This is a genomic window from Streptomyces sp. NPDC050842 (assembly GCF_044456565.1).
In the GTDB taxonomy this organism is placed as follows: Bacteria; Actinomycetota; Actinomycetes; order Streptomycetales; family Streptomycetaceae; genus Streptomyces.
Genome location: NZ_JBITGA010000005.1, coordinates 728,027 through 754,229, shown reverse-complemented (window position 1 = coordinate 754,229; position 26,203 = coordinate 728,027). Strand labels below are relative to the sequence as shown.

The 26,203-nt window shown below is 72.3% G+C and carries 20 protein-coding genes; 11 read left to right on the top strand and 9 right to left on the bottom strand.

Going from position 1 to position 26,203, the window contains the following annotated elements; genetic code table 11:
* Nucleotides 1-37: 37 nt before the first annotated feature.
* From ilvD to ACIBG6_RS20570, 4 genes are all read right to left on the bottom strand, one after another.
* Nucleotides 38-1,891, bottom strand: coding sequence for a dihydroxy-acid dehydratase (ilvD, locus tag ACIBG6_RS20585; protein WP_399223992.1), 1,854 nt, complete (start codon nt 1,889-1,891; stop codon nt 38-40).
* A 128-nt stretch (nt 1,892-2,019) separates the two neighbouring features.
* On the bottom strand, nt 2,020-2,631 hold the full coding sequence (locus ACIBG6_RS20580; protein ID WP_399223990.1) for a TetR family transcriptional regulator: 612 nt from the start codon (nt 2,629-2,631) through the stop codon (nt 2,020-2,022).
* Complete coding sequence (locus tag ACIBG6_RS20575) at nt 2,628-3,461, bottom strand: sugar phosphate isomerase/epimerase family protein (protein ID WP_399223989.1); 834 nt, start codon at nt 3,459-3,461, stop codon at nt 2,628-2,630. The genes ACIBG6_RS20580 and ACIBG6_RS20575 overlap by 4 nt, the downstream gene beginning before the upstream one ends.
* Before the next feature lie 96 nt (nt 3,462-3,557).
* Nucleotides 3,558-4,490, bottom strand: coding sequence for a Ppx/GppA family phosphatase (locus ACIBG6_RS20570; RefSeq protein ID WP_399223988.1), 933 nt, complete (start codon nt 4,488-4,490; stop codon nt 3,558-3,560).
* Between the two features lie 41 nt (nt 4,491-4,531).
* On the opposite strand from ACIBG6_RS20570, the gene ACIBG6_RS20565 reads away from it, so the two are divergent.
* Nucleotides 4,532-5,425 carry a hypothetical protein gene (locus tag ACIBG6_RS20565; protein ID WP_399223987.1) on the top strand — a complete coding sequence of 298 codons (894 nt, stop codon included), beginning with the start codon at nt 4,532-4,534 and terminating at the stop codon, nt 5,423-5,425.
* A 3-nt stretch (nt 5,426-5,428) separates the two neighbouring features.
* On the opposite strand, the gene ACIBG6_RS20560 is transcribed toward ACIBG6_RS20565, so the two are convergent.
* Entirely contained in the window at nt 5,429-7,273 is a 1,845-nt protein-coding gene (locus ACIBG6_RS20560) for a hypothetical protein (protein ID WP_399223986.1), read from the bottom strand.
* Nucleotides 7,274-7,462: 189 nt separating this feature from the next.
* On the opposite strand from ACIBG6_RS20560, the gene radA reads away from it, so the two are divergent.
* Both radA and disA read left to right on the top strand, forming a co-directional pair.
* Complete coding sequence (radA, locus tag ACIBG6_RS20555; RefSeq protein ID WP_399223985.1) at nt 7,463-8,866, top strand: DNA repair protein RadA; 1,404 nt, start codon at nt 7,463-7,465, stop codon at nt 8,864-8,866.
* Nucleotides 8,867-9,287: 421 nt separating this feature from the next.
* Entirely contained in the window at nt 9,288-10,412 is a 1,125-nt protein-coding gene (gene disA / locus ACIBG6_RS20550; protein ID WP_329622739.1) for a DNA integrity scanning diadenylate cyclase DisA, read from the top strand.
* Nucleotides 10,413-10,490: 78 nt separating this feature from the next.
* Here the strand turns inward: disA and ACIBG6_RS20545 are convergent, their stop codons facing one another.
* Nucleotides 10,491-11,369 carry a hypothetical protein gene (locus tag ACIBG6_RS20545; RefSeq protein WP_399223984.1) on the bottom strand — a complete coding sequence of 293 codons (879 nt, stop codon included), beginning with the start codon at nt 11,367-11,369 and terminating at the stop codon, nt 10,491-10,493.
* A 224-nt stretch (nt 11,370-11,593) separates the two neighbouring features.
* On the opposite strand from ACIBG6_RS20545, the gene ACIBG6_RS20540 reads away from it, so the two are divergent.
* From ACIBG6_RS20540 to cseC, 6 genes are all read left to right on the top strand, one after another.
* Nucleotides 11,594-12,289 (top strand): phosphatase PAP2 family protein, encoded by a 696-nt coding sequence (locus ACIBG6_RS20540; RefSeq protein ID WP_399223983.1) that lies wholly within the window; start codon nt 11,594-11,596, stop codon nt 12,287-12,289.
* Nucleotides 12,290-12,321: 32 nt separating this feature from the next.
* Nucleotides 12,322-13,248, top strand: a complete 927-nt coding sequence (locus ACIBG6_RS20535; protein ID WP_399223981.1) for an A/G-specific adenine glycosylase — start codon at nt 12,322-12,324, stop codon at nt 13,246-13,248.
* 192 nt (nt 13,249-13,440) lie between these two features.
* Nucleotides 13,441-14,013 carry a SigE family RNA polymerase sigma factor gene (locus tag ACIBG6_RS20530; RefSeq protein WP_399223979.1) on the top strand — a complete coding sequence of 191 codons (573 nt, stop codon included), beginning with the start codon at nt 13,441-13,443 and terminating at the stop codon, nt 14,011-14,013.
* A complete protein-coding gene (locus tag ACIBG6_RS20525) occupies nt 14,001-14,780 on the top strand; it encodes a hypothetical protein (protein ID WP_399223978.1) in 780 nt (259 codons plus the stop codon). Before ACIBG6_RS20530 ends, ACIBG6_RS20525 begins: the two co-directional genes overlap by 13 nt.
* A 97-nt stretch (nt 14,781-14,877) precedes the next feature.
* The gene (cseB, locus tag ACIBG6_RS20520; protein ID WP_399223977.1) at nt 14,878-15,576 is read left to right on the top strand and encodes a two-component system response regulator CseB; all 699 of its coding nucleotides are present in this window, start codon (nt 14,878-14,880) and stop codon (nt 15,574-15,576) included.
* A gap of 32 nt (nt 15,577-15,608) precedes the next feature.
* Nucleotides 15,609-16,931 (top strand): two-component system sensor histidine kinase CseC, encoded by a 1,323-nt coding sequence (gene cseC, locus ACIBG6_RS20515; protein ID WP_399224035.1) that lies wholly within the window; start codon nt 15,609-15,611, stop codon nt 16,929-16,931.
* Between the two features lie 138 nt (nt 16,932-17,069).
* Here cseC and ACIBG6_RS20510 read toward each other — a convergent pair whose 3' ends face one another.
* The gene (locus tag ACIBG6_RS20510; RefSeq protein WP_399223976.1) at nt 17,070-18,647 is read right to left on the bottom strand and encodes an MDR family MFS transporter; all 1,578 of its coding nucleotides are present in this window, start codon (nt 18,645-18,647) and stop codon (nt 17,070-17,072) included.
* A gap of 103 nt (nt 18,648-18,750) precedes the next feature.
* On the opposite strand from ACIBG6_RS20510, the gene ACIBG6_RS20505 reads away from it, so the two are divergent.
* Nucleotides 18,751-19,314, top strand: a complete 564-nt coding sequence (locus tag ACIBG6_RS20505) for a TetR/AcrR family transcriptional regulator (RefSeq protein WP_399223975.1) — start codon at nt 18,751-18,753, stop codon at nt 19,312-19,314.
* Between the two features lie 6 nt (nt 19,315-19,320).
* On the opposite strand, the gene ACIBG6_RS20500 is transcribed toward ACIBG6_RS20505, so the two are convergent.
* Nucleotides 19,321-20,049 (bottom strand): M23 family metallopeptidase, encoded by a 729-nt coding sequence (locus ACIBG6_RS20500; protein WP_399223974.1) that lies wholly within the window; start codon nt 20,047-20,049, stop codon nt 19,321-19,323.
* Nucleotides 20,050-20,526: 477 nt separating this feature from the next.
* On the opposite strand from ACIBG6_RS20500, the gene ACIBG6_RS20495 reads away from it, so the two are divergent.
* Complete coding sequence (locus ACIBG6_RS20495) at nt 20,527-23,538, top strand: NACHT domain-containing protein (protein ID WP_399223973.1); 3,012 nt, start codon at nt 20,527-20,529, stop codon at nt 23,536-23,538.
* A 76-nt stretch (nt 23,539-23,614) separates the two neighbouring features.
* Here the strand turns inward: ACIBG6_RS20495 and ACIBG6_RS20490 are convergent, their stop codons facing one another.
* Nucleotides 23,615-26,137, bottom strand: coding sequence for an ATP-dependent Clp protease ATP-binding subunit (locus tag ACIBG6_RS20490; protein ID WP_329622729.1), 2,523 nt, complete (start codon nt 26,135-26,137; stop codon nt 23,615-23,617).
* Nucleotides 26,138-26,203 lie beyond the last annotated feature (66 nt).

Sequence of the window (26,203 nt, the reverse complement as noted above, 5' to 3'; positions counted from 1 at the left end):
GTCGTACCCACTCCCCGCTTTCGTACGTCCGCCGGGGTCAGCCCAGCTTCGACACGTCGCGGACCGCGCCCTTGTCCGCGCTCGTCGCCATCGCCGCGTACGCCTTCAGCGCCGCCGACACCTTGCGCTCGCGGTTCTTCGGCGCGTACACGCCGTTCAGCGCCTCGCGGCGGGCCGCCAGGGTGGCCTCGTCGACGAGGAGCTCGATCGAGCGGCTCGGGATGTCGATACGGATCCGGTCGCCGTCCTCGACGAGGGCGATCGTGCCGCCCGAGGCCGCCTCCGGGGAGGCGTGGCCGATGGACAGGCCCGACGTACCGCCGGAGAAGCGGCCGTCCGTCACCAGCGCGCAGGTCTTGCCCAGGCCCCGGCCCTTGAGGAAGGACGTCGGGTAGAGCATCTCCTGCATGCCGGGGCCGCCGCGCGGGCCCTCGTAGCGGATGACGACCACGTCGCCGTCGGTGACCTGCTTGTTGAGGATCTTCTCGACGGCCTCGTCCTGGGACTCGCAGACGACGGCCGGGCCCTCGAAGGTCCAGATCGACTCGTCGACGCCGGCCGTCTTCACGACGCAGCCGTCCACGGCCAGGTTGCCGCGCAGGACCGCGAGGCCGCCGTCCTTCGAGTACGCGTGGGCCGCGTCGCGGATGCAGCCGCCGGCCGCGTCCACGTCGAGCGCCTCCCAGCGCTCGGACTGCGAGAAGGCGGTGGCCGAGCGGACGCAGCCGGGGGCAGCGTGGAACAGCTCGACGGCCTCGTCCGTCGGGGAGCCGCCGCGCACGTCCCAGGCGTCCAGCCACTCCTTGATGGAGCGGGAGTGGACGGAGTGGACGTCCTCGTTGAGGAGCCCGGCGCGGTACAGCTCGCCGAGGATGGCGGGGATGCCGCCCGCGCGGTGCACGTCCTCCATGTAGTACGTGCGGTCCTTGGCGACGTTCGGGGCGACCTTGGCCAGGCAGGGAACCCGGCGCGAGACCTCGTCCATGTCGCTGAGGCCGTAGTCGAGCTCGGCCTCCTGGGCGGCGGCGAGCAGGTGCAGGATCGTGTTGGTCGAGCCGCCCATGGCGATGTCGAGGGCCATGGCGTTCTCGAAGGCGGCGCGGGTCGCGACCGCGCGCGGCAGGACGGAGGCGTCGTCCTCGTCGTAGTACCGGCGGGTGATGTCGACGACCGTGCGGGCCGCGTTCTCGTACAGCGCCTTGCGGCCGGTGTGGGTCGCGAGGAGCGAGCCGTTGCCGGGGAGGGAGAGGCCGATCGCCTCGGTCAGGCAGTTCATCGAGTTGGCGGTGAACATGCCGGAACAGGACCCGCAGGTCGGACAGGCGTTCTCCTCGATCCGGAGCATGTCCTCGTCCGAGACGTTCGGGTTCACGGCGTCGGACATCGCGTCGACCAGGTCGAGCGTGCGGACCGTGCCGTCGACGAGGACCGCGCGGCCGGACTCCATCGGGCCGCCGGAGACGAAGACCGTCGGGATGTTGAGGCGCAGAGCGGCCATCAGCATGCCGGGGGTGATCTTGTCGCAGTTGGAGATGCAGATCAGGGCGTCGGCGCAGTGCGCCTCGACCATGTACTCCACGCTGTCCGCGATCAGGTCGCGGGACGGGAGGCTGTAGAGCATGCCGCCGTGGCCCATCGCGATGCCGTCGTCGACGGCGATCGTGTTGAACTCGCGGGCGATGCCGCCGGCGGCCGTGATGGCCTCGGAGACGATCCGGCCGACCGGCTGGAGATGGGTGTGACCCGGGACGAACTCCGTGAAGGAGTTGGCCACCGCGATGATCGGCTTACGGCCGATGTCCGCGCCCGGTACACCGGAGGCGCGCATAAGGGCGCGTGCGCCCGCCATGTTGCGGCCGTGGGTGACTGTGCGGGACCTCAGCTCGGGCATCGTCGCTCGCTCCTCGTGATGGGTGTGCTTGCCTTCGAGCGTACGCTGACGCTCCAAGATCTGGACAGCCTGTCCGTATGGCGGACGGAGTGTTCAGCTTTCGGTCAGGTTCCGGTCCGGGGACCTTCTCAGCTCTCGGTCAGGTACCGCTGGAGCGTCGGGGCCACCTGGGCCACGATCTCCTCCGGGTCGGCCGAGGCCAGCGGCTCGACCTCGATCACGTACCGCAGGATCACGATCCCGATCATGTGGGACGCCGCCAGCTCCGCCCGGAAGCTCGGATCCGGTACGTCGAGTTCGGCCGCGATCCGCTCCAGGAGCCGGCGGAGCACGAAGGTCCGCAGCACCTTGGCCGCGGCCTCGTGGGTCAGCGCGGAGCGGACGATCGCGAGGAGCGGGGCGCGGCTGACCGGGTTCTCCCAGACGCCGATGAAGAAGCGCGCGAGCCGTTCGCCGATGGCCTCGCGCGGGCCGCCGAGGATCGCCGGGACGACGAGCGCCGGCTCGAAGGAGACCTCGATCGCGGCGGCGAAGACCTCGTCCTTCGTACCGAAGTAGTGGTGCACGAGCGCCGGGTCCACGCCGGCCGCCTTGGCGATGCCGCGGACGGAGGCCTTGTCGTACCCGCGCTCCGCGAACTGCGTGCGGGCCGCCTCCAGGATGCGTTCGCGCGCGCCCGGTCCGCTGTCCTCTTCGGTACGGGACGGGCGGCCGCGCCGGCGCGGGGCCGGGTCGGTCATGGGCGCGGGACCCGGGTGGGGCGGCCGGCGGACGCGAGGTGGAGGCGGGTGAAGGCCAGGGCCTCGGCGAGGTCGGCCTCGCGTTCGGCGGCTGACATCGCGCGGCGGGTGTTGACCTCGATGACGACGTGGCCGTCGAAGCCGGTGAGCGCGAGCCGCTCCAGGAGTTCCGCGCAGGGCTGTGTGCCGCGGCCCGGGACCAGGTGCTCGTCCTTGGCGGAGCCCTTGCCGTCGGCGAGGTGGACGTGGCCGAGGCGGTCGCCCATGCGGTCGATCATCGCGAGGGCGTCGGTGCGGGCGGTCGCGGTGTGCGAGAGGTCGACGGTGAAGTGGCGGTAGTCGTCCTTCGTGACGTCCCACTCAGGGGCGTACGCGAGCATCTCGCGGTCCTTGTACCGCCACGGGTACATGTTCTCGACGGCGAACCGGACGTCGGTCTCGTCCGCCATCCGCCAGATGCCGGTGACGAAGTCCTTCGCGTACTGGCGCTGCCAGCGGAACGGCGGGTGCACGACGACCGCCGACGCGCCGAGCTTCTCGGCCGCCGCCCGGGCGCGCTGGAGCTTGACCCACGGGTCGGTGGACCAGACGCGCTGGGTGATGAGGAGGCAGGGGGCGTGGACGGCCAGGATCGGGACCTGGTGGTAGTCGGAGAGGCGGCGCAGCGCCTCGATGTCCTGGCTGACGGGGTCGGTCCACACCATGACCTCGACGCCGTCGTACCCGAGGCGCGCGGCGATCTCGAAGGCCGTCGCCGTCGACTCCGGATAGACCGAGGCCGTCGACAGGGCGACCTTCGCATCCGGGACGCGCACCACTGGTTCTGCCACCCCGACAGGGTACGGGGCGGGCCGGGGGGCGGGGAGGTGGTTCCGGTCACGCCGGGTGCGGCGCCCCCGGGCGTGTGGGGGGCCGGGCCCGGTCCGTCACTCCTCCGGCAGGTGGTCCAGGCGGCGCAGGATCACGCCCTCGCGCAGCGCCCACGGGCAGATCTCCAGCTCCTCCACGCCGAGCAGGTCCATCGCGGCCTCGGCGACGAGCGCGCCCGCGAGGAGCTGGGGGGCGCGGCCCTCCGAGACGCCCGGCAGGGCCGCGCGCTCGGGGACGGTCATCGCGGCGAGGCGCGGGACCCATTCCTCCAGGGACTTGCGGGTCAGGACGCGCTGGACGTACAGGCCGTCCCCCGAACCGGGCGCGCCGGCGATCCGGGCGAGCTGCTTGAAGGTCTTGGAGGTGGCCACGACGTGGTCGGGGCGGCCGAAGCGGCTGAACTCGCCGACCGTACGGGCGATCTGGGCGCGGACGTGCCGGCGCAGCGCCTTCACGTCGTCGGCGTCGGCCCGGTCGCCGGGCAGCCAGCCCGAGGTGAGCCGGCCCGCGCCGAGCGGCAGGGAGACCGCCGTGTCCGGGTCCTCGTCGATGCCGTACGCGACTTCGAGGGAGCCGCCGCCGATGTCGAGGAGGAGGAGCTTGCCCGCGGACCAGCCGAACCAGCGGCGGGCGGCGAGGAAGGTGAGCCGGGCCTCCTCCTCGCCGGTGAGGACCTGGAGGTCGACCCCGGTCTCGTCCTTGACCCGGGCGAGGACGGCGTCGGCGTTGGTGGCCTCGCGGACCGCCGAGGTGGCGAAGGGCAGCACCTCCTCGCAGCCCTTGTCCTCGGCCGCCAGGAGCGCGTCCTGGACGGTCGCGATGAGCCGCTCGACGCCGTCGGGCGCGATCGCGCCCCGCGCGTCGAGGAGCTCGGCGAGCCGCAGCTCCGCCTTGTGCGAGTGGGCGGGCAGCGGGCGGGCGCCGGGGTGGGCGTCCACCACCAGCAGGTGCACCGTGTTCGAACCGACGTCGAGGACTCCGAGTCTCATGGGCGGAACGCTACTGCGCCGACCCGCATACGCTTGGCGTTGTGCCAAAGACGAAGCAGGCGAAGCCGGGCAAAGACAGCAGCGGCGAGACGGGTGTGAAGGTCGGCAAGGCCGGTAAGGCCGGTAAGGCCGGTAAAGCGGAGAAGGCCGTGAAGAGCGCCAAGAAGCGAGGCAAGGGCATGGAGGCGGACGAGAAGGGTCTGGACTTCGCGCGGGCGTGGGTCGAGTTTCCCGATCCGGCCGACGCCGAGCAGGTGTTCCGCTGCGACCTGACCTGGCTGACCTCGCGCTGGACGTGCATCTTCGGCAGCGGCTGCCAGGGCATCCAGGCGGGCCGGGCCGACGACGGCTGCTGCACGCTGGGCGCGCACTTCTCCGATGACGAGGACGAGAAGCGGGTCGCGTCGCACGTGGCCCGGCTCACGCCGGAGCTGTGGCAGTTCCACGACGTCGGTACGGATTCGGGCTGGGTGCAGCTCGACGAGGACGGCGACCGGCAGACCCGCCGCTGGGAGGGGTCCTGCATCTTCCAGAACCGTCCCGGTTTCGCGGGCGGCGCGGGCTGCTCGCTGCACATCCTGGCCCTGAAGGAGGGCAAGGAGCCGCTGGAGACCAAGCCGGACGTGTGCTGGCAGCTGCCGGTGCGCCGGACGTACGACTGGATCGACCGGCCCGACGACACCAAGGTCCTCCAGGTGTCGATCGGCGAGTACGACCGCAGGGGCTGGGGTCCGGGCGGCCACGACCTGCACTGGTGGTGCACCTCGGCCACGTCGGCGCACGGGGCCGGTGAGCCCGTCTACGTCACGTACCGGCCGGAGCTGACGGAGATGATGGGCACGGAGGCGTACGAGGTGCTGGTCGGCCTGTGCGAGGCCCGGCTGGCCTCGCAGCTGCCCCTGGTGGCCCCGCATCCGGCCGATCCCGTCTCGTAGGCGTCAGGGGCCGGACGGCGGGTCGTCCGTCGTCGGCGGGGGCGTGCCCGGGTCGGTCGTGCCCGGGTCGGTCGTCGGTGGGGGTGTGGTCGGTTCCGTCGTCGGCGGGGTCGTCGGCGGCTCCGTGGTCGGCTCCGTGGTCGGGGGTGTCGTGCCCGGGTCGGTCGTCGGCGGAGGCGTGGTCGGTTCCGTCGTCGGCGGGGTCGTCGGCGGCTCCGTGGTCGGCGGGCTCGTCGGGGGCGAGGTCGGCGGGCTCGTCGGGGGGCTCGTCGGCGGTGTGGTCGGGTCGGTCGTCGTGGGCGGCGGGGTGCCCGGGCGGGTGACCTGCGGCGGGGCGGTCTGCCCCTGACCGTCGATCCTGACGACCGCGCCCGAGGGGTTCACGCCGACGCGGGCGCTCCACCCGCCCGCGGGCTCGCGCCCGTGATCGACGCGGACGACGATCGTGACCGACTCGCCGGGGCGGAGCGTGCCGGAGGCCCGGCTCACGTACAGCCACGGGGCGTCCGTCCACAACGACCAGGCGACGGGCGAGCCGCCGTCGGCGGTGAGCGTGAGCAGCGTCAGGTCGCCGGAGCCGCGCGCGCCGACCGTGAGCCAGCCGGGGGCGGGCTCGCCGGGCCGGGAGGGTCCCGCGGGGCCCGTGGGGCCGCCGGGGCTGACGACCTCGACCGAGACGTCCGGGGAGCGGCTGCCGCGGGTGAAGCGGGGCTCGGGGGTGGTGCGGGCGTTGCCCGCGTTCTCGTAGCGGTCGTACGGGCGGCCGTCCTCGTCCACCGGTTCGTCCGCTTCGCGCGCGCTGATCCTGGTGCCGCCCTGGACGCCCTCGTCGGCGGCCGGGGTGCCGCGGTACGAGGTCCACAGGGCGAGGACCGGGGCGGCCACGACGGCCGCGACGACGGTGGTGGTCACCGCGCGGGCCCGCAACCGGTCGCGGCGGGCCGTGTGGTCCTTGGGGTCCATCGGGAAGCCGGTCGGGGTGAAGCGCGGGGCGCCGGCACGCGCGCGTGGGACGTGCAGCATCGCCATGTAGGCGGCGGCCCGGGGCGCCTCGACGAGCGGCAGCTTGTCCGGCGGGCGGGGTGCGGCGCCGGGCCAGGGGCCGGTGGCGCCCACCCGCTCGGCGGCCCGGCGGCAGCGGGGGCAGTCGTCGACGTGCCGGACGAGTTCGGCGCGCAGGGCGGCGGAGAGGAGCACCCGGTGGTCGCCGGTGAGCCGCGCGACGGTGGGGCAGCTGCCGGTCTCGACGACGGCGAGGGCGGCGCGGGTCCGCTCGACCTCGCAGGCGGCCGTGGCGAGGAGCTCGCGGGCGGCGAGCGGGTCGAGGGAGAGGACGGCGGCGATCTGGCGGTGGCTCAGGCCGTGCCGGACGGCCAGTTCCAGCGCCTCGCGCTGCTCGGGGGTGGTGCCGGCCGCCTCGGGCCAGGCGAGCCTGGCGAGTTCGGCGCGGCGGCGCTCGGCCGTCTCCTCGGAGACCGGGGGCGGTTCGGGCGCGGTGACGGCGGGGCGGCCGGTGTGGGCGCCCTGGCGCTTGCGGCGCTGCTCGCCGAGGGTGCGCAGGCAGGCCCAGCGGGCGAGTGCGTACAGCCAGGCCGCACGGCCGTCCTCGTCGGAGGGACAGCGGCCGTGGTGGCGCTCGGCGACGGCGAGGACGTCGCCGAGGACGGCGGTGGCCGTGTCGTGCTCGCAGAGCACGGAGAGGCAGTACGTGTAGAGGCCGTCGAGGGCGGCCTCGTAGCGGGCGGGGGGCCGCCGGCCGAGCGTGCGCGGACCCTGCTCCGCGGCGCCGCGGTGCGCCCCGTGGGCGCCGGTGGTGCGTGTGGGGGAATCCAGCCTGCTGCTCGTCACTGGGCGACCGTAGGCAGGGCGGGGGGCACTCTTCGTACCGGTTGAGCACTTCTCATTCTTACGGGTGAAGGTATCGCTCGAAGGGGGACAGGAACCTCACATTCCGTCACTCGATCGGGGACGGGCCCGGGTCTGGGGCCGGACAGGCCGTGGCCGTCGCTGTCAGTGGGGGCCGCTACGGTGTGGCCCATGGCTGCCCGTACGAAAACCGCCAAGGACCGGCCGTCCTACCGCTGCACCGAGTGCGGCTGGCAGACGGCCAAGTGGCTCGGCCGCTGCCCCGAGTGCCAGGCCTGGGGGACGGTCGAGGAGTACGGCGCGCCCGCGGTCCGGACGACCGCTGCCGGCCGGGTCTCCACCGCCGCCGTCCCCATCGCCCAGGTCGACGGCCGGACGGCGACCGCCCGCTCGACCGGCGTCGACGAGCTGGACCGGGTCCTCGGCGGGGGGCTGGTGCCCGGCGCCGTCGTGCTGCTCGCGGGCGAGCCCGGCGTCGGCAAGTCCACGCTCCTGCTCGACGTGGCGGCGAAGGCGGCGAGCGACGAGCACCGCACGCTGTACGTCACGGGCGAGGAGTCCGCGAGCCAGGTCCGGCTGCGCGCCGACCGGATCGGCGCGCTCAGCGACCACCTGTACCTGGCGGCCGAGACCGATCTGTCGGCCGTCCTCGGTCACCTCGACGCCGTGAAGCCCTCGCTGCTGATCATGGACTCGGTGCAGACGGTCGCCTCCCCCGAGATCGACGGCGCGCCCGGCGGCATGGCGCAGGTCCGCGAGGTCGCCGGAGCCCTCATCCGGGCCTCCAAGGAGCGGGGCATGTCCACGCTGCTCGTCGGCCACGTCACCAAGGACGGCGCCATCGCGGGGCCCCGGCTCCTGGAGCACCTGGTCGACGTCGTCCTGAGCTTCGAGGGCGACCGGCACGCGCGCCTGCGCCTGGTCCGGGGTGTGAAGAACCGCTACGGGGCGACCGACGAGGTCGGCTGCTTCGAGCTGCACGACGAGGGCATCACGGGCCTGACCGACCCGTCGGGGCTCTTCCTGACCCGGCGTGACGTGGCCGTGCCGGGCACCTGCCTGACGGTGACCCTGGAAGGCCGCCGCCCGCTCGTCGCCGAGGTCCAGTCGCTGACCGTGGACTCGCAGATCCCGTCCCCGCGCCGGACCGTCTCCGGTCTGGAGACCTCCCGGGTCTCGATGATGCTGGCGGTCCTGGAGCAGCGGGGCCGGATCAGCGCGCTGGGCAAGCGGGACATCTACAGCGCGACCGTGGGCGGCGTGAAGCTCTCCGAGCCGGCCGCCGACCTGGCGATCGCGCTCGCCCTCGCCTCCGCGGCGAGCGACACCCCGCTGCCGAAGAACCTGGTCGCGATCGGCGAGGTCGGGCTCGCGGGCGAGGTCCGCCGGGTGACGGGCGTCCAGCGCCGGCTGGCCGAGGCCCACCGGCTGGGCTTCACGCACGCACTGGTGCCGCCGGACCCGGGGCGAGTGCCGGCGGGCATGAAGGTGACAGAGGTCGCGGACATAGGGGACGCACTGCGCGTCCTGCCCCGCAGCCGCCGCGCGCCGCGCTCGGAGAGCGCGGAGGGGTAGGGCCGGGGGGTAGGGCGGGGCCGCCGGAGGCGTGGCGGAGGAGCCCTCCGGGGACGCCGGAGCGGGGCGGAGGAGCCTCCGGGACGCCGGAGCCGAGCGGGGGAGCCCTCGCGGGCTTCGGCGGAGCGGGGGCGGGGGAGCCCTCGCGGGACGCCTGAGGCAGGGCGGAGGAGCCCTCGCAGGCTTCGGCGGAGCGGGGGCGGTGGAGCCCTCGCCCCGGCTTCGGCTGAGGGCCTTCGGAGGGGTGAGTGGGGGCTTCGGAGGGGTAGACGAGGGACCCCGAGGGGTAGGCGAGGGGGCATGACGAGGGCCCTTCGGCTCCTCGCGCCGCACTCTTGACCGGCGCGCGGCGGAGGGGGGCGGGGCGGTGTCGCTAGACTTTGCCCTGGTCTCGCCCATCCGTACGAGCCGGAGGAGTGCAGTGGCAGCGAAGGACGGGGCAACAGCTCCCGGGAAGTCCGGCGCGGGCTCCGGCAACGAAGCGCTGATGCGTGCCGCCCTCAGCGCGGTCGCGCCCGGCACCGCGCTGCGCGACGGCCTGGAGCGGATCCTCCGGGGAAACACCGGCGGTCTCATCGTGCTCGGCCTGGACAAGACGGTCGACTCGATGTGCACCGGCGGCTTCGTGCTGGACGTCGAGTTCGCCGCGACGCGCCTGCGTGAGCTGTGCAAGCTCGACGGCGCGCTCGTCCTCGACAAGGACATCACCAAGATCCACCGCGCCGGTGTGCAGCTGGTCCCGGACGCCTCCATCCCCACCGAGGAGACCGGCACCCGGCACCGCACCGCGGACCGGGTCTCCAAGCAGTGCAATTACCCGGTCGTCTCCGTCTCGCAGTCGATGCATCTGATCGCGCTGTACGTGAACGGTGAGCGCCGGGTCCTGGAGGAGTCGGCCGCGATCCTCTCCCGCGCCAACCAGGCGCTCGCGACCCTGGAGCGGTACAAGCTCCGGCTCGACGAGGTGGCCGGCACGCTCTCCGCGCTGGAGATCGAGGACCTGGTCACGGTCCGGGACGTCACGGCCGTCGCCCAGCGCCTGGAGATGGTGCGCCGGATCGCCACCGAGATCGCCGAGTACGTGGTCGAGCTCGGCACCGACGGACGGCTCCTGTCGCTCCAGCTCGACGAGCTGATCGCGGGTGTGGAGCCGGAGCGCGAGCTGGTGGTCCGGGACTACGTGCCCGAGCCCACCGCCAAGCGTTCGCGGACGGTCGCCGAGGCGCTCACCGAGCTGGACGCGCTCAGCCACACCGAGCTCCTCGAACTTCCCGTCGTGGCGAGGGCCCTGGGCTACAGCGGCTCGCCCGAGACCCTCGACTCGGCCGTCTCCCCGCGCGGCTACCGGCTCCTCGCGAAGGTGCCGCGGCTGCCGGGCGCGATCATCGAGCGGCTCGTGGAGCACTTCGGCGGGCTGCAGAAGCTCCTCGCGGCGAGTGTCGACGACCTCCAGACCGTCGACGGTGTCGGCGAGGCCCGCGCCCGCAGCGTGCGCGAGGGCCTCTCGCGGCTCGCGGAGTCCTCGATCCTGGAGCGGTACGTCTGATCCGGCAACGAGAGCCGGGCCGGGGTCGGGGTCCTGGAATCGGGTTGAGGCCGGAGGCCGGGTGCCGGGTTGTTCCGCTCAGTCCTTGGCCAGCGTGAACGAGGCCGGGGCGACCTTCGCGCCTGCCATCGTCGCCTCCACCAGGTAGGTCCCCGGACCGGCCTGGCCCGCCGGGGCGGTGGCGCACTGCGGCGCGCTGCGCCCGCGGTCCCACTCCACGGTGTGGGTGACCGTGGTCTGCGCGGGGACGCTCAGCAGGAGCGGGTTGCCGGGGCGGGGGCAGTCGTCGGACGCCCAGACCGCGTCGGCCTGCTTGTCACTGATCGTCAGAACCGCGCTGCGGGGCCCGAAGTCGGCCTTGCAGGCGGTGTTCGAGGTGTTCTTGGCGACCAGGTGGAAGCGGGGCTTCTCGCCCGCCTCGTAGGAGAGCTTGGCGCTGCGCAGCGTCAACTGGAGCGCTCCGGAGGGGCAGTTCGGGAGCGGGGAATCCGCCGGAACCTGCTGTCCCGCGCCGGTGCCCGCGCCGCCGTCGCCGCCCGCGCCGTCGGTGTCGCCGTTCTTCCCGGTGCCGCCGGCGCCCGAGTCCGTACCGGCGTCGGCGCCCGTACCGGAGCCCGAGCCCGCGTCCGTACCGGAGCCGGCGGAGCCACCGCCGTCGCCGCCGCCGTCACCACTGCCGCCGTCGCCGGACGTGTCGCCGGAGTCGCCCGACTCGTCGCGGCCGCCGGGCTGTTGGCTGATCGCCGGGCCCGTGCCGGAGGGGCCTGGAGTGATCGAGGGGGGTGTGGGCGACGAGCCGTTGGCGGCGTCGTTCGTCTTCTTCCCGCCGCCGTCGCCCGAGGCGACGGCCCATACGGCGAGCAGGGCGAGAACCGCGACCAGGCACACCGCCACCGCCCTCCGTCGCCAGTAGATGGTGGAGGGAAGCGGCCCGACCGGATTGCGCAAAGATCCCACGACCCGAACCTTACGAGAGATCCGGCCCAACTCCCGCCCCACCCGCCGCCCGAGGCATCAAGTTTTGCCGATGATCACATCCTTCCGTCCCGGGAACTTTTCCGGAACAGGCCTGAAGCGGCGGGGAATCACCGGGATCCGGCGGTCCCCCCACTTTCGTCGGGGGTCGCTCTGGCCGTTGGCCCGGGGCGGAGAGCTCCGAATTCCGGTTAGCGTCGTCCACCATGGACTCCCTCCTCGACCTCTCCGATCGGCTCTACCTCGACGTCGCCGACTTCGCCCACTCCACCCCGCACTGGTTCCAGTGGCTCGCGGAGGTGTGGACGGAGGCAGGACTGCTGCTCTTCGGCGTGCTGTTCCTGGCCGGCTGGTGGCGCTCCCGTGACGGATCGAGCCGGATGATGGCGCTCGCGCTGCTCGCCCCGCTCGCCACCGCCTTCGGATACGTGGTGAGCGAGGGGCTGAAGTCGCTGATCGACGAGGAGCGGCCGTGCCGCGCGGTCGTCGGGGCACCCCTCGCACTCGTGGAGTGCCCGCCGTACGGAGACTGGTCCTTCCCCAGCAACCACTCGGCCATCGCGGGCGCCGCCGCGATCGCGCTCGCCCTGTCCTGGCGCGGGCTCGTCTGGCTGACCGTGCCGATGGCGCTGCTCATGGCGTTCTCCCGGGTCTTCGTCGGCGTGCACTACCCGCACGACGTGACCGCCGGCCTGCTGCTCGGCGCCCTGGTCGCCTTCCTCGTCATGCGGGCGGCGGAGCGGCCGGTGCGCTCCCTCGTGGACACGGCCAGGTCGAGCCGGAGCGCGGCCGTCGTGTGGTGCGCGGGGCGCGGACCGCGGGCGCACGCCCACGGCGGGCTCCCGGCGCACGCCTCCGCGCGCGCCGACCGGCCCGAGCGCTCGCGCCACGGCGCGCACTGATCCCGCCTCGGACGTGCCAGGATCGGAGTGCCATGACTTCCATCGACACTCCCCCCGGTCCCACGGCCCCCGTAGCTCCCTCGCTCCCCCCGGAGCTGCACGGGCCCGTCCTCGCCTGGTTCGACCGGCACGCCCGTGACCTGCCCTGGCGCCGCCCCGAAGCCGGAGCCTGGGGGGTGATGGTCAGCGAGTTCATGCTCCAGCAGACCCCCGTCGTCCGGGTCCTTCCGGTGTACGAGCAGTGGCTCGCGCGCTGGCCGCGGCCGGCCGACCTGGCCGCCGACACCCCCGGCGAGGCCGTACGCGCCTGGGGCCGGCTCGGCTATCCGCGCCGGGCCCTGCGCCTGCACGCGGCGGCCACGGCCATAACGGAACGCCACCGCGGCGACGTCCCCCGCGACCACGGGCAGCTGCTCGCGCTGCCCGGGATCGGCGAGTACACGGCGGCCGCGGTGGCCTCCTTCGCGTACGGGCAGCGGCACGCGGTCCTGGACACCAATGTGCGCCGGGTCTTCGCGCGGGCGGCGACCGGCGTCCAGTACCCGCCGAACGCGACCACGGCCGCCGAGCGCCGGCTCGCCCGGGCACTGCTCCCGGAGGACGAGGCGACGGCCTCCCGCTGGGCCGCGGCCTCGATGGAGCTGGGCGCGCTGGTGTGCACGGCGCGGAACGAGGACTGCGGGCGCTGCCCGATCGCCGAGCGCTGCGCGTGGCAGCTGGCGGGGAAGCCGGCGCACGACGGCCCGCCGCGGCGCGGCCAGACGTACGCGGGCACGGACCGGCAGGTACGGGGCCGGCTCCTCGCGGTGCTGCGGGAGGCGACGGACCCGGTCGGGCAGGCGGCCCTGGACGCGGTCTGGGACGAGCCGGTGCAGCGGGCCCGGGCCCTGGACGGCCTGGTCGCGGACGGTCTCGTCGAACCGCTGGAGGACGGGCTCTACCGCCTGCCGCTCTCCTGAGCCAGCGGCTGTCGAACAGCGCCCGCTCTCCTGAGGCAGCCGCCGCGAAACCTTCTCCGTCCCCGCTGTTACACAACCGATGGGTAGCCGTGCGTCCACCGACGGCTGCCCCGCACAGCCCCGTGACACAGCCTCCGTAGCGTCGTCCACGACACGAGGAAATGGCTGGTCACGGGGATGGAGGCGGTTCGGATGAGGCACGGAGAGGTGCTCGACTTCGAGGAGTACGTACGCACGCGGCAGGACGCGCTGCTGCGCAGTGCCCGTCGTCTCGTCCCCGACCCGGTCGACGCCCAGGACCTCCTCCAGACCGCGCTGGCCCGGACGTACGGCCGGTGGGACGGCATCGCCGACAAGTCCCTCGCCGACGCCTACCTGCGCCGGGTCATGATCAACACCCGCACCGAGTGGTGGCGCTCCCGCAAGCTCGAAGAGGTGCCCACCGAGCAGCTGCCCGACGCGAGCATCGACGACCCGACCGAGCAGCACGCCGACCGGGCCCTCCTCATGGACATCCTGAAGGTGCTCGCGCCGAAGCAGCGCAGCGTCGTCGTCCTCCGCCACTGGGAGCAGATGAGCACCGAGGAGACGGCGGCCGCGCTCGGGATGTCGACGGGTACGGTGAAGTCCACGCTCCACCGCGCGCTGGCCCGGCTCCGCCAGGAGCTGGAGAGCCGCGACCTCGACGCCCGCGCCCTGGGACGGACGGGAGAGCGGGCGGACGTACGAGGTGACGAAAGGGGGCGGGGGCGGTGCGCGGCCTAGACGCCGAATCCGACGACGGCAGAGAACACGACGGCGGCGAACGCGACGGCAGAGCACACGGCGACAGCGCACACGGCGGCGACGACCGGTACGGCATCGGGCGGCGCCGCCCTCGCCGTACCGTCAAGGCGGCGAGCGTCACGGCGGTGGCCGGGCTCGTCGCCGTCGGGCTGTCCGTGGCCGCCTGCTCCACCGGCGGTACGGGCTCCCGCGACGAGGGCGCGGCCCGTGTCGACGAGACCGCGGCGGCGGCGCCCAGCCCCTCCTCCCCCGCCGCGCCCAGCGGTCCGCAGTCCGCCGAGCGGGTTGATCCGATCGCGCTGCTCAAGGCCGACCCGAAGATCGGCGAGCGGCTCAAGGACGATCTGAAGCCGTGCGTCGCGGACGCCTATCCGGTGGACGCCTCCTACGGCAACCTCACGGGCAGCGCCGCCCCCGATGTCGTCGTCAATGTGATGACCTGCGGCGATGCCGTCGGCATCGGCACGTACGTCTACCGGAAGCAGAGCGACCGGTACGAGAACGTGTTCATGGCGGAGGACGCGGCCGTCTACGCGACGATCGACCGTGGCGATCTGGTCGTCACCAAGCAGGTGTACGCGAAGGGCGACCCGGTCGCGTACCCCTCGGGCGAGGACGTGATCACGTACCGCTGGTCGGGGAACAAGTTCACCCAGCACGACTGGGTGCACAACGACTACAGCCGCGCCGTCGGGGACGGCGAGGCCGCGGTGGAGCCGGCGCCGAACGAACCCACCCCGAGCTGACCCGCACCACCCGTACTACCCGCATCACCCGCACCACCCGCATCACCCGCATCACCCGCACGACAGAGCAGTACAGACCCCCCGAAGGGCACGCACGATGGCCGAAACCCATGTCCTGTTCGTCGAGGACGACGACGTCATCCGTGAGGCCACCCAGCTCGCCCTGGAGCGGGACGGCTTCCGGGTCACCGCGATGCCCGACGGGCTCTCCGGCCTGGACGCCTTCCGGGCGCAGCGGCCGGACATCGCCCTCCTCGACGTGATGCTGCCGGGCATGGACGGCGTCAGCCTCTGCCGTCGCATCCGTGACGAGTCGACCGTGCCGGTGATCATGCTGTCGGCGCGCGCCGACTCGATCGACGTCGTCCTCGGCCTGGAGGCCGGGGCCGACGACTACGTCACGAAGCCCTTCGACGGCTCGGTCCTCATGGCCCGCATCCGGGCCGTCCTGCGGCGCTTCGGGCACGCGGGCGGCGTCGGCGAGCACGGGGACGGGTCGGCGGACGGCGGCGGGCTGCTCGCCTTCGGCGACCTGGAGGTCGACACCGAGGGCATGGAGGTCCGCAAGGACGGGTCACCGGTGGCGCTGACCCCGACCGAGATGCGGCTGCTCCTGGAGTTCTCGTCCGCGCCGGGCACCGTGCTGTCCCGGGACAAGCTCCTGGAGCGGGTCTGGGACTACGGCTGGGGCGGCGACACCCGGGTCGTCGACGTCCACGTGCAGCGGCTGCGCGCCAAGATCGGCCAGGACCGGATCGAGACGGTCCGGGGCTTCGGCTACAAGCTCAAGGGCTAGGGGACGGTTTCCTTCCGATGTCCTTCCGCCCCGTGAAGCCGCGCGCCCTCCGTACCGGGGTCCGCTGGAAGATCGCCGTCGCCATCGCGGCGGTCGGCGCGCTCATCGCGGTCACGCTGAGCGTGGTCGTGCACAACGCCGCCCGCATCTCGATGCTCGACAACGCGCGCGAGGTGCAGATGGAGCGGCTGCTCTTCGCGCAGCGGATGTACGAGACGTCGAAGCCGAAGGATCCCCGCTTCGGCACGAAGATCAACGACCCGGCGCTGCCGCCCCAGCTCGACCAGCTGATGCGGGACCGGCGGCGCGGCACGTACGTGCAGGAGCACCGGCACGGCGGGCCGCCCGACGTGTGGGCCGCGGTGCCCCTCGCCAACGGCGACGTCCTGTCGCTGCACATCCCCTTCGCCGACCGCAGCGCGGCGATCATGAACGATCTGGACCGGGCGCTCGTCATCGGCTCGGTCTCGGTGGTGTTCGGCGGCTGCGCCCTCGGCGTGCTCATCGGCGGCCAGCTCTCGCGGCGGCTGCGGAAGGCCGCCGCCGCGGCCGGGCGGGTCGCCCAGGGCAACACGGACGTACGGGTACGGGACGCGATCGGCGGGGTCGTCCGGGACGAGACCGACGAGCTGGCCCGGGCGGTCGACGCCCTGACCGACGCCCTGAACGAGCGGATCGAGGCCGAGCGCCGGGTCACCGCCGACATCGCGCACGAGCTGCGCACCCCCGTGACCGGGCTGCTCACGGCGGCCGAGCTGCTGCCTCCGGGCCGGCCGACCGAGCTCGTACGGGACCGGGCGCAGGCGATGCGGACGCTGGTCGAGGACGTCCTGGAGGTGGCCCGGCTCGACAGCGCGTCGGAGCGGGCCGAGCTCCAGGAGATCGCGCTCGGCGAGTTCGTGGAGCGGCGGGTGCGGGCGCTCGATCCCGAGGTGGTCGTCCGGGTCGTCCACGAGTCCTGGGTGAACACCGACCCGCGCCGCCTGGAGCGCATTCTGGGCAATCTCCTCGCCAACGCCGCCAAGCACGGCAAGCCGCCGGTGGAGGTCACGGTCGAGGGCCGGGTGGTGCGGGTCCGCGACCACGGTCCCGGCTTCCCCGATGCGCTCCTCAAGGAGGGCCCGAGCCGCTTCCGTACGGGGACGAGCGACCGCGCGGGCCAGGGCCACGGTCTGGGGCTGACGATCGCGGCGGGCCAGGCGCGGGTGCTCGGCGCCCGGCTGACCTTCCGGAACGTGGCCTCGGCGACGGCCCCGGAGGGGGTGGGCGGCGCGATCGCGGTGCTGTGGCTGCCGGACCACGCGCCGACGAACACGGGCAGCTTCCCGATGCTGGGGCAGCAGCTGCCGGACTGACGCGGTCCGTGGAGCGGACGGCGGATACGGCGGTGGGGCCGGCCCCTTTCGGGACCGGCCCCACCGCCGTACACCTGCGTCCGGGTCCGGGTGTCAGCCGGGTCCGGGTGTCAGCCGGGTCCGGGTGTCAGCCGGGTGTCAGACCTTCTCGGCGACCTTCGGGGCGTCGTCGCCCGCCGGTGCCTTCGGCTCCCCCGGTCCGGCGCCGCGCAGCGCCACCTCCTTGACGAAGAGGGCGAGGGCGAACGCGAGGACGGAGACCGCGGCGGCGACCAGGAAGGCGGAGTGGGTGCCGGCGGAGACCGCGTACTGGTAGGCCTCGCGCAGCGGCTCCGGCAGCTTGGCCAGGCTCGCCGCGTCGAGCTGCGCGGTCCGCTCGGTGAGCCCGGATCCGCCGCGCGCCGCCATCTCGTCCTGGACCCGGCTCGTGAAGAGCGCGCCCATGATCGCGACGCCGAAGGAGGAGCCGAGGGTCCGGAAGAGGGTGGTGGAGGAGGAGGCGACGCCCATGTCCTTCATCTCGACGCTGTTCTGCGCGACGAGCATGGTGATCTGCATGAGGAAGCCCATGCCGGCACCGAGGAGCGCCATGTAGACACCGGACGTCAGCCGCGACGTGCCGGTGTCCATCGTGGCGAGGAGGAAGAGGCCGGCGGTCATGAGGACGCCGCCGACGATCGGGAAGATCTTGTACTTGCCGGTGCTGGTGGTGAACCGGCCGACGAGCAGCGAGACGACCATCATCGCCATCAGCATCGGCAGGAGCAGGAGACCGGAGTTGGTCGCCGAGGCGCCCTGCACGGACTGCTGGAAGATCGGCAGGTAGAGGACCGCGCCGAACATCACGAAGCCGGTGATGAAGCCGATCAGGGACATCAGGGTGAAGTTGCGGCTGCGGAAGATGTGCAGCGGCACGATCGGGTCCTCGGCCTTGGTCTCCACCCACAGGAACGCGGCGAGGGAGGCGAGCCCGGCGACCGTGAGGCCGACGATGGTGGCCGAGCTCCAGGCGTACTCCGTACCGCCCCAGGTGGTGACGAGGACGATCGCGGTGATGCCGACGGTCAGCAGTGCGGCGCCGAGGAAGTCGATCCGGGTGCCCGCGACGCGCTGCTTCTTCGGCAGGTGCAGGACGGTGGTGACCATGGCGAGGGCGACGGCGCCGAGCGGCAGGTTGATGTAGAAGGACCAGCGCCAGCCCCAGTGGTCGGTGATGGTGCCGCCGACGAGCGGTCCGCCGATCATGGCGAGGGCCATGACGCCGGCCATCATGCCCTGGTACTTGCCGCGCTCGCGGGGCGGGATCAGGTCGCCGATGATCGCCATGACGCCGACCATGAGGCCGCCGGCGCCGAGGCCCTGGATCGTACGGAAGCCGATGAGCTGGCCCATGTCCTGGGCCATGCCGCTGAGCGCCGAGCCGATCAGGAAGATCACGATCGAGGTGAGGAAGACGCCCTTGCGGCCGAACATGTCGCCGAGCTTGCCCCAGAGGGGGGTGGAGGCGGCGGTGGCCAGGGTGTAGGCGGTGACGACCCAGGAGAGGTGCTCCAGGCCGCCGAGCTCGCCGACGATCGTCGGCATCGCGGTGCCGATGATCATGTTGTCCAGCATCGCGAGCAGCATCGCGATCATCAGGGCGAGGAGGACCACGCGGACGCTGCGCGCCGGCGGTACCTTCTCCTCGGCCGCTTGCGTTGTCCCGCTGGTCGCCATCGCCATCCCCTTACTTGCCGCCCGGCTAGTTACTAGAATGGGGACGGTAGACCCGTAACTTGCCGGTCGTCAAGTAAGTAACAGTCGGAGAGCGAGAGCAGTCATGGCCCAGGCACGAGGCAACACCCGCCAGCGCATCCAGGACGTGGCCCTCGCACTCTTCGCCGAACAGGGCTACGAGAAGACCTCGCTGCGCGAGATCGCCGAGCACCTCGACGTCACCAAGGCCGCGCTCTACTACCACTTCAAGACCAAGGAAGACATCATCATCGGCATCTTCCAGGACCTCACCAGGCCCGTGGACGAGCTGATCGAATGGGCACGGGAGCAGCCGCGCACGGTGGAGGTCAGGGAGGAGATCCTGCGCCGCTACCAGGCGTCCCTGATCAGCGCGTACCCGCTGTTCCGCTTCATGCAGGAGAACCAGGCGGCCGTCCGCGAGCTGAGCATCGGCCTGACCTTCAAGGAGCGGATGCTCGAACTGAGCGGCCTGATCCAGGAGCCCGACTTCACCGTGCGCGACCGGGTCCGCTGCGTGAGCGCGATCTTCACGCTCCACGCGGGGATGTTCTTCATGGACAACGTCGAGGGCGACTCCGAGGAGAAGCGCGAGGCCGTCCTCGAGGTCGCCCTCGATCTGCTGAACCAGGCCCACGGGGCCGGGTAGCGGAGCTTAGATGCTCACGCCGTGCGACCGCAGGAAGGCGGCCGGGTTCACGGAGGAGCCGTAGTTCGGGGTCGTACGGATCTCGAAGTGCAGGTGCGGGCCGGAGGAGTTGCCGGTGTTGCCCGAGAGGGCGATCTGCTGACCGGCGCCGACCTTCTGGCCGACGTTGACCTTGATCTTCGACAGGTGGGCGTACTGCGAGTACGTGCCGTTGGCGTGCTTGACGACGATCGCGTTTCCGTACGCGGGGCCGTCGCCGCCACCGTTCGGGCCGGCCTTCACGACGGTGCCCGCACCGGCGGCCTTGACCGGGGTGCCGGTCGGGACGGCGAAGTCCTGGCCGGAGTGCTTGTGGGCCCACATGGCGCCGCCCTGGTTGTAGCTGGCGGAGAGGGTGTACGAGGCGACCGGCTTCACCCAGGACGGGGTCGCCTTCTTCGCGGCCTTCACGGGGGTGGCCTTCACGGCGACGGCCTTCGCGGCGGCGGCCTTCACGGTGGCGGCCTTCTGCGCTGCGGCCTTCGCGGCGGCGGCCTTCACCTGGGCGGCGACGTGGGCCTGGGTCTCGGCCTGGGCCGCGACGGCGGCGGACGCGGTCGCGGCGACCGGGGCGACGGCCTTGCCCTCGGCGGCGAAGGCGGACCCTGCTCCGGCCACCAGCGACGCTCCCAGACCGGCGACGGTGAGAGCGACGGCGGTGACACGGGCGGCGGGGTTCATGACGCGCTTCGACATACGGGGGAAAACCTCCGGGGAAGTACGGGACCCGACGCGAACGGTGCGTGGCGCCGGGCTTGCTCATCCTTGGTAACCCGGACCCCCGCCCAGCCCAAAACACCCCATCTACGACATTGCGTCGTAGCGATCTCCGGGGGAGATCGACCCTTGACGGCCTTGGCTTCAACTCCTGAAACCGGACATACCGCCACAAGGAAACCCGTTTAACCGCACGTCGAGGGGGGCCGGAACTGCCCGAAAGGCCGCTCCCCGCCCGGTTCGGGACCCTTCGGGCCCTAAGTCCCGACGGTTGATCCCTGAACGTCCTGAATCACCACCAAAGGTCGCCACTATTCCGGTTAGTACCCCTCGAAACGCCTGTGCGCCTTGTCACCCGGCGCCGACCCTCAATGGGACCTGGGTCACGCAAACGAGCCGTCCGGACGGCCCTCCCGCACTACGCTGACCGCTTCGGGGACCCACGGGGGGACACACATGGAACCGGCACTCATCGGCACGCGCCTCGCCTCGGCGGCGATCGGCCCACTCCTGAAGAAACTGCTGGTCAGCGACGGTCCAGGGGCGGGGCTCACGGGCGGGGCCCGCGCCGTCCGGCTCTCCTCCCTGGTCTCCTTCCGCGGCGAGAAGCGCACGCTGACGGAGAAGGACGTCCGAAAGCTCGCGGCCGCCCTGGTCGAGCGCTCGGGCAGCGGGCCCGGCGAGGCGCCGTTCCCCGCCGACGAGACCGAGGCCGTCGCCCACACCCTGGGGACGACGCTCCTCGCCCTCGGCGATCTCGACATGGACGACGTCCAGGCGGTCCGCCTCGGCCACCGCACCCTCGCCCGCCGCCTACGGGCCGCCGCGCCCGCCCCCGACGGCCTCTCCACCGACTCCGTCCTCTACCTGGACTCGATGACCGAGTGGGCCTCGCTCCACATCCTGGAGTTCTTCACCCAGCGGTCCACGTTCGTCGCCCGCAGCCTGGTGGAGCAGACCCGGGGGCAGGCGGAGCTGATCGCGAAGGTGGACGCCGTCCTCGCCCGCACGCCGCACGTCGACGCCCGGCACGCGGAGTTCGAGCGGCGGTACCTGGCGCACCTGGCGAAGAAGCACGGCAGCCTGACGATCTATGGCATCGATCTGCACCACTCGGCGAAGGAGTGGCCGCTGGACGTGGCGTACCTGTCCCTTGAGGCGGCGGGACCCGCCGAGCCGACGACGCCCGTTCCCGTACGGCAGGAACTCGCCAAGACCCACCTCCGCGCCGACCACGCCCTCGCCCGCCACGACAAGGTCCTCCTGCGGGGCCTGGCCGGCTCGGGCAAGACCACCCTCGTCCAGTGGCTGACCGTCTCCGCCGCCTCGGACGACCGCGCGGACGGCATGGCGTACCTCTACGGCCGCATCCCCTTCGTCCTCCCCCTGCGCACCCTCACCCGGCACGGCGAGCGGCTCCCGGCCCCCGACCGCTTCCTCTCCGCCGCCGGCTGCCCGCTCACCGCGCCCGAGGGCTGGGCCGACCGGGTCCTGGCCGCCGGGCGGGGCCTGGTCCTCGTCGACGGCATCGACGAGATCCCCGAGACCGAGCGCGGCCGGGCCCGTGAGTGGCTCCGCGACCTGCTCAGCGCGTACGAGGGAAACCGCTGGCTCGTGACCGCCCGCCCCACCGCCGTGGGCAACGACTGGCTGGCCCGGGACGGCTTCACCGACCTGGCCCTCTCCCCCATGTCCCGCACCGAGGTCGCCACCTTCGTACGCCGCTGGCACCGGGCCGCCGGGCCCGAGGCGGAGCCGTACGAGCAGCAGCTCCTCGACGCGCTCCGCACCACCGAACACGTCGCCCAGCTCGCCACCAACCCCCTGATGTGCGGCCTCGTCTGCGCCCTGCACCTCGACCGGCGCGGCTACCTGCCCCGAGGCCGCAAGGCGCTCTACGAGTCCGCTCTGTCGATGCTCCTGTCCCGCCGCGACCGCGAGCGGGGCATGGAGAACCCGTACGGGATCGACCTGGACGCGGCCCCGCAGATCCAGCTGGTCCAGCGGCTCGCCTACTGGCTCACGCGGAACGGTCGGCTCCAGATGGACCGCGCCCACGCCGAGTCGGTCATCGCGGAGGCGGTCCCCGCCATGGTCGAGGCGTCCGCCTACGCCCCGGACCGGGTCTTCGCCCACCTCCTCCACCGCAGCGGCCTGCTGCGCGAGCCGACCGCCGACACCGTCGACTTCGTCCACCGCACCTTCCAGGACTACCTGGCCGCCAAGGCCCTGGTGGACCACTGGGACATCGGCGTCCTGATCGACCACGCCACGGACGACACCTGGGAGGACGTCATCCGCATGGCGGTGGGCCACGCCCGCCCCCACGAGTGCGCGGAGATCCTCCGCGAGCTCCTGAAGGCGGCGGACGCCGCCGAGGACCGCCGGGACCAGCTCCGTCTCCTGATCCTGGCGGCGACCGCGCTGAACCACGCCACGGAAGTGACACCGGCGGTACGGGAGGAGGTGCTGGCCCGCGCGGCGGAGCTGGTCCCGCCCCGCACGCCCGACGAGGCCCGCGAGCTGGCGACGGTGGGCCGCATCGTGCTGGACCTGCTCCCGGGCCCGGAGGGGCTGGGGGACGAGGAGGCCCTCATGGCGGTGACCACCGCCACGCACATCCCCTCGGACGCCGCCATCCCCTACCTGGCCCGCTTCGCCCGCCGGTCCACGCTCCGCGTCCGCTCCCAGCTCATTTGGGGGTGGCAGCGTTTCGACGCCCTCGCGTACGCCGAGGCGGTCATCGCCGTCATCGACCCGACCGACCTCCACTTCACCGTCCTGCACGACGACCAGGCGGCCGAACTGGTGCGGCTCGGCATCGCCCCGGACCGGCTGGAGATCGGCCCTGGTATCTCGGCGGAGGCGCTGCGCGACCTCCTGGCCGCCTGCGACCCGCACATGCTGTACCTGACGCGCGGGGACGAGGACCCCGACCTCACCGCGCTCGCCGGCCTCACCCGGCTCGACACGCTGTCCTTGGAGCTCCCCTACGCCCATTTCTGGCGCCTGAGCGACCTCCCCTCCGGGGTTCCCTTGCGGGCGCTCAGCTTCGGCTCCTGGCCGGAGGAAGGCATCGGTGCCCTGCGCTCCGCATCCCTGCTCCGCCAGCTCACTCTCTGGGACGCCCACGCGCTCACGGCGCACGACTGGCGGGAGGTGGCCCTGCTGACGCAGCTCCTGCAGCTCGTCGTCGCGACCGTGGACTTCGACACGCTCCCGGAGGACGTCGTCCTCCCCTGGCTCAGCGGGCTCGTGGTCTCCACCCACGGCGACGAGATGCCGCGGTTCGAGAAGGCCGTGCGGGCCTTTCCCGGACTCCGGCAGCTCGCGCTCTTCTCCGACCCCGGGCACAAGGTGGACGTGGCCTCGCTGGCGGGGTTGGAAGGCCTGACCGAGCTCCACGCCAACGACCTGCGTCTGACGGGCACCGAGCACCTCGCGCCCACGGTGCGCATCCTCACCTGAGCACGCCGAAAGGGGCGGCCCCGGAACCGTTCAGGTTCCGGGGCCGCCCCTTACCGCTCAACGCTCAGCGCGTGCGTCACGCGTCCTTCGAGAGGTTCGGGCCCGTGCCGCCCGTGGCCTCGATCGGCGGGGCGTCCGGCAGGGCCGACTTCTCCTCGCCGCGGAAGGTGAACGTCTTCTCGTCGCCCTCGCCCTCCGTGTCCACGACCACGATGTGACCGGGGCGCAGCTCGCCGAAGAGGATCTTCTCCGACAGCGTGTCCTCGATCTCGCGCTGGATCGTCCGGCGCAGCGGCCGGGCGCCCATCACGGGGTCGTAGCCCTTCTTGGAGAGGAGCTCCTTCGCGGACTGGGAGAGCTCGATGCCCATGTCCCGGTCCTTCAGGCGCTCGTCCACGCGGCCGATCATCAGGTCGACGATCTGGAGGATGTCGTCCTGCGTCAGCTGCGGGAAGACGATGATGTCGTCCACACGGTTGAGGAACTCGGGGCGGAAGTGCTGCTTCAGCTCGTCGCTGACCTTCGCCTTCATCCGCTCGTAGTTGGACTTCGTGTCGCCCTGGGCCGCGAAGCCGAGGTTGAAGCCCTTCGAGATGTCCCTGGTCCCGAGGTTGGTGGTCATGATGATGACCGTGTTCTTGAAGTCCACGACCCGGCCCTGGGAGTCGGTCAGGCGACCGTCCTCCAGGATCTGGAGAAGGGAATTGAAGATATCGGGGTGGGCCTTCTCGACCTCGTCGAAGAGGACGACGGAGAACGGCTTGCGGCGCACCTTCTCGGTGAGCTGGCCGCCCTCTTCGTAGCCGACGTATCCGGGAGGCGAACCGAAGAGACGGGAAACCGTGTGCTTCTCGCTGAACTCCGACATGTCGAGGGAGATCATCGCGTCCTCGTCGCCGAAGAGGAATTCGGCGAGAGCCTTCGAAAGCTCGGTCTTACCGACACCGGACGGACCGGCGAAGATGAACGAGCCGCCGGGGCGCTTCGGGTCCTTCAGACCGGCTCGCGTACGACGGATCGCCCGCGAGAGGCCGATGACGGCGTCCTTCTGGCCGATGACGCGCTTGTGGAGCTCGTCCTCCATGCGGAGCAGGCGGCTGGACTCCTCCTCGGTCAGCTTGAAGACCGGGATGCCCGTGGCGGTCGCGAGGACCTCGGCGATGAGCTCGCCGTCGACCTCGGCGACGACGTCCATGTCGCCGGCCTTCCACTCCTTCTCCCGCTTGGCCTTCGCGGCGAGGAGCTGCTTCTCCTTGTCACGGAGAGAGGCGGCCTTCTCGAAGTCCTGCGAGTCGATCGCGGACTCCTTGTCCCGGCGGACGCCGGCGATCTTCTCGTCGAACTCGCGGAGGTCCGGCGGCGCGGTCATCCGGCGGATGCGCATCCGGGAGCCGGCCTCGTCGATCAGGTCGATCGCCTTGTCCGGGAGGAAGCGGTCCGAGATGTACCGGTCGGCCAGCGTCGCGGCCTGGACGAGGGCCTCGTCGGTGATGGAGACCCGGTGGTGGGCCTCGTACCGGTCGCGCAGACCCTTGAGGATCTCGATGGTGTGCGGCAGCGACGGCTCGGCGACCTGGATGGGCTGGAAGCGGCGCTCGAGGGCCGCGTCCTTCTCCAGGTACTTGCGGTACTCGTCGAGCGTCGTGGCACCGATCGTCTGGAGCTCACCGCGGGCCAGCATCGGCTTGAGGATGCTGGCGGCGTCGATCGCGCCCTCGGCGGCACCCGCACCCACGAGGGTGTGGAGCTCGTCGATGAACAGGATGATGTCGCCGCGGGTGCGGATCTCCTTGAGGACCTTCTTCAGGCGCTCCTCGAAGTCACCGCGGTAGCGGGAGCCGGCGACCAGCGCGCCGAGGTCCAGGGTGTAGAGGTGCTTGTCCTTGAGGGTCTCGGGCACCTCGCCCTTGACGATGGCCTGCGCCAGGCCCTCGACGACGGCGGTCTTGCCGACGCCGGGCTCGCCGATGAGGACCGGGTTGTTCTTGGTGCGGCGGGACAGCACCTGCATGACCCGCTCGATCTCCTTCTCGCGCCCGATGACCGGGTCGAGCTTGGATTCGCGGGCCGCCTGGGTGAGGTTCCGGCCGAACTGGTCGAGGACCAGGGACGTCGAGGGGGTGCCCTCGGCAGGGCCGCCGGCCGTGGCGGCTTCCTTGCCCTGGTAGCCGGAGAGCAGCTGGATGACCTGCTGCCGCACCCGGTTGAGGTCGGCGCCCAGCTTCACGAGGACCTGGGCGGCGACGCCCTCGCCCTCGCGGATCAGGCCGAGCAGGATGTGCTCGGTGCCGATGTAGTTGTGGCCGAGCTGGAGGGCCTCGCGGAGCGAGAGCTCCAGGACCTTCTTGGCACGAGGAGTGAAGGGGATGTGCCCGGACGGGGCCTGCTGCCCCTGTCCGATGATCTCCTCCACCTGCTGGCGGACCGCCTCGAGCGAAATCCCGAGGCTCTCCAGGGCCTTAGCGGCGACACCCTCACCCTCGTGGATAAGGCCCAGAAGGATGTGCTCGGTGCCGATGTAGTTGTGGTTGAGCATCCGGGCTTCTTCCTGAGCCAGGACGACAACCCGCCGCGCGCGGTCGGTGAACCTCTCGAACATCGTTAATCGCTCCTCAGAGCGGTCAGTCAGTTAGGGGTCGATCCCCTCCCTGTCCTTCCGCAGCTT

Coding starts and splice junctions, on each gene's coding strand:
- ilvD (WP_399223992.1), bottom strand. CDS start 1,891: ATGCCCGAGCTGAGGTCCCGCACAGTCACCCACGGCCGCAACATGGCG.
- ACIBG6_RS20580 (WP_399223990.1), bottom strand. CDS start 2,631: ATGACCGACCCGGCCCCGCGCCGGCGCGGCCGCCCGTCCCGTACCGAA.
- ACIBG6_RS20570 (WP_399223988.1), bottom strand. CDS start 4,490: ATGAGACTCGGAGTCCTCGACGTCGGTTCGAACACGGTGCACCTGCTG.
- radA (WP_399223985.1), top strand. CDS start 7,463: ATGGCTGCCCGTACGAAAACCGCCAAGGACCGGCCGTCCTACCGCTGC.
- ACIBG6_RS20540 (WP_399223983.1), top strand. CDS start 11,594: ATGGACTCCCTCCTCGACCTCTCCGATCGGCTCTACCTCGACGTCGCC.
- ACIBG6_RS20535 (WP_399223981.1), top strand. CDS start 12,322: ATGACTTCCATCGACACTCCCCCCGGTCCCACGGCCCCCGTAGCTCCC.
- ACIBG6_RS20530 (WP_399223979.1), top strand. CDS start 13,441: ATGAGGCACGGAGAGGTGCTCGACTTCGAGGAGTACGTACGCACGCGG.
- cseB (WP_399223977.1), top strand. CDS start 14,878: ATGGCCGAAACCCATGTCCTGTTCGTCGAGGACGACGACGTCATCCGT.
- ACIBG6_RS20510 (WP_399223976.1), bottom strand. CDS start 18,647: ATGGCGACCAGCGGGACAACGCAAGCGGCCGAGGAGAAGGTACCGCCG.
- ACIBG6_RS20505 (WP_399223975.1), top strand. CDS start 18,751: ATGGCCCAGGCACGAGGCAACACCCGCCAGCGCATCCAGGACGTGGCC.
- ACIBG6_RS20500 (WP_399223974.1), bottom strand. CDS start 20,049: ATGTCGAAGCGCGTCATGAACCCCGCCGCCCGTGTCACCGCCGTCGCT.
- ACIBG6_RS20495 (WP_399223973.1), top strand. CDS start 20,527: ATGGAACCGGCACTCATCGGCACGCGCCTCGCCTCGGCGGCGATCGGC.
- ACIBG6_RS20490 (WP_329622729.1), bottom strand. CDS start 26,137: ATGTTCGAGAGGTTCACCGACCGCGCGCGGCGGGTTGTCGTCCTGGCT.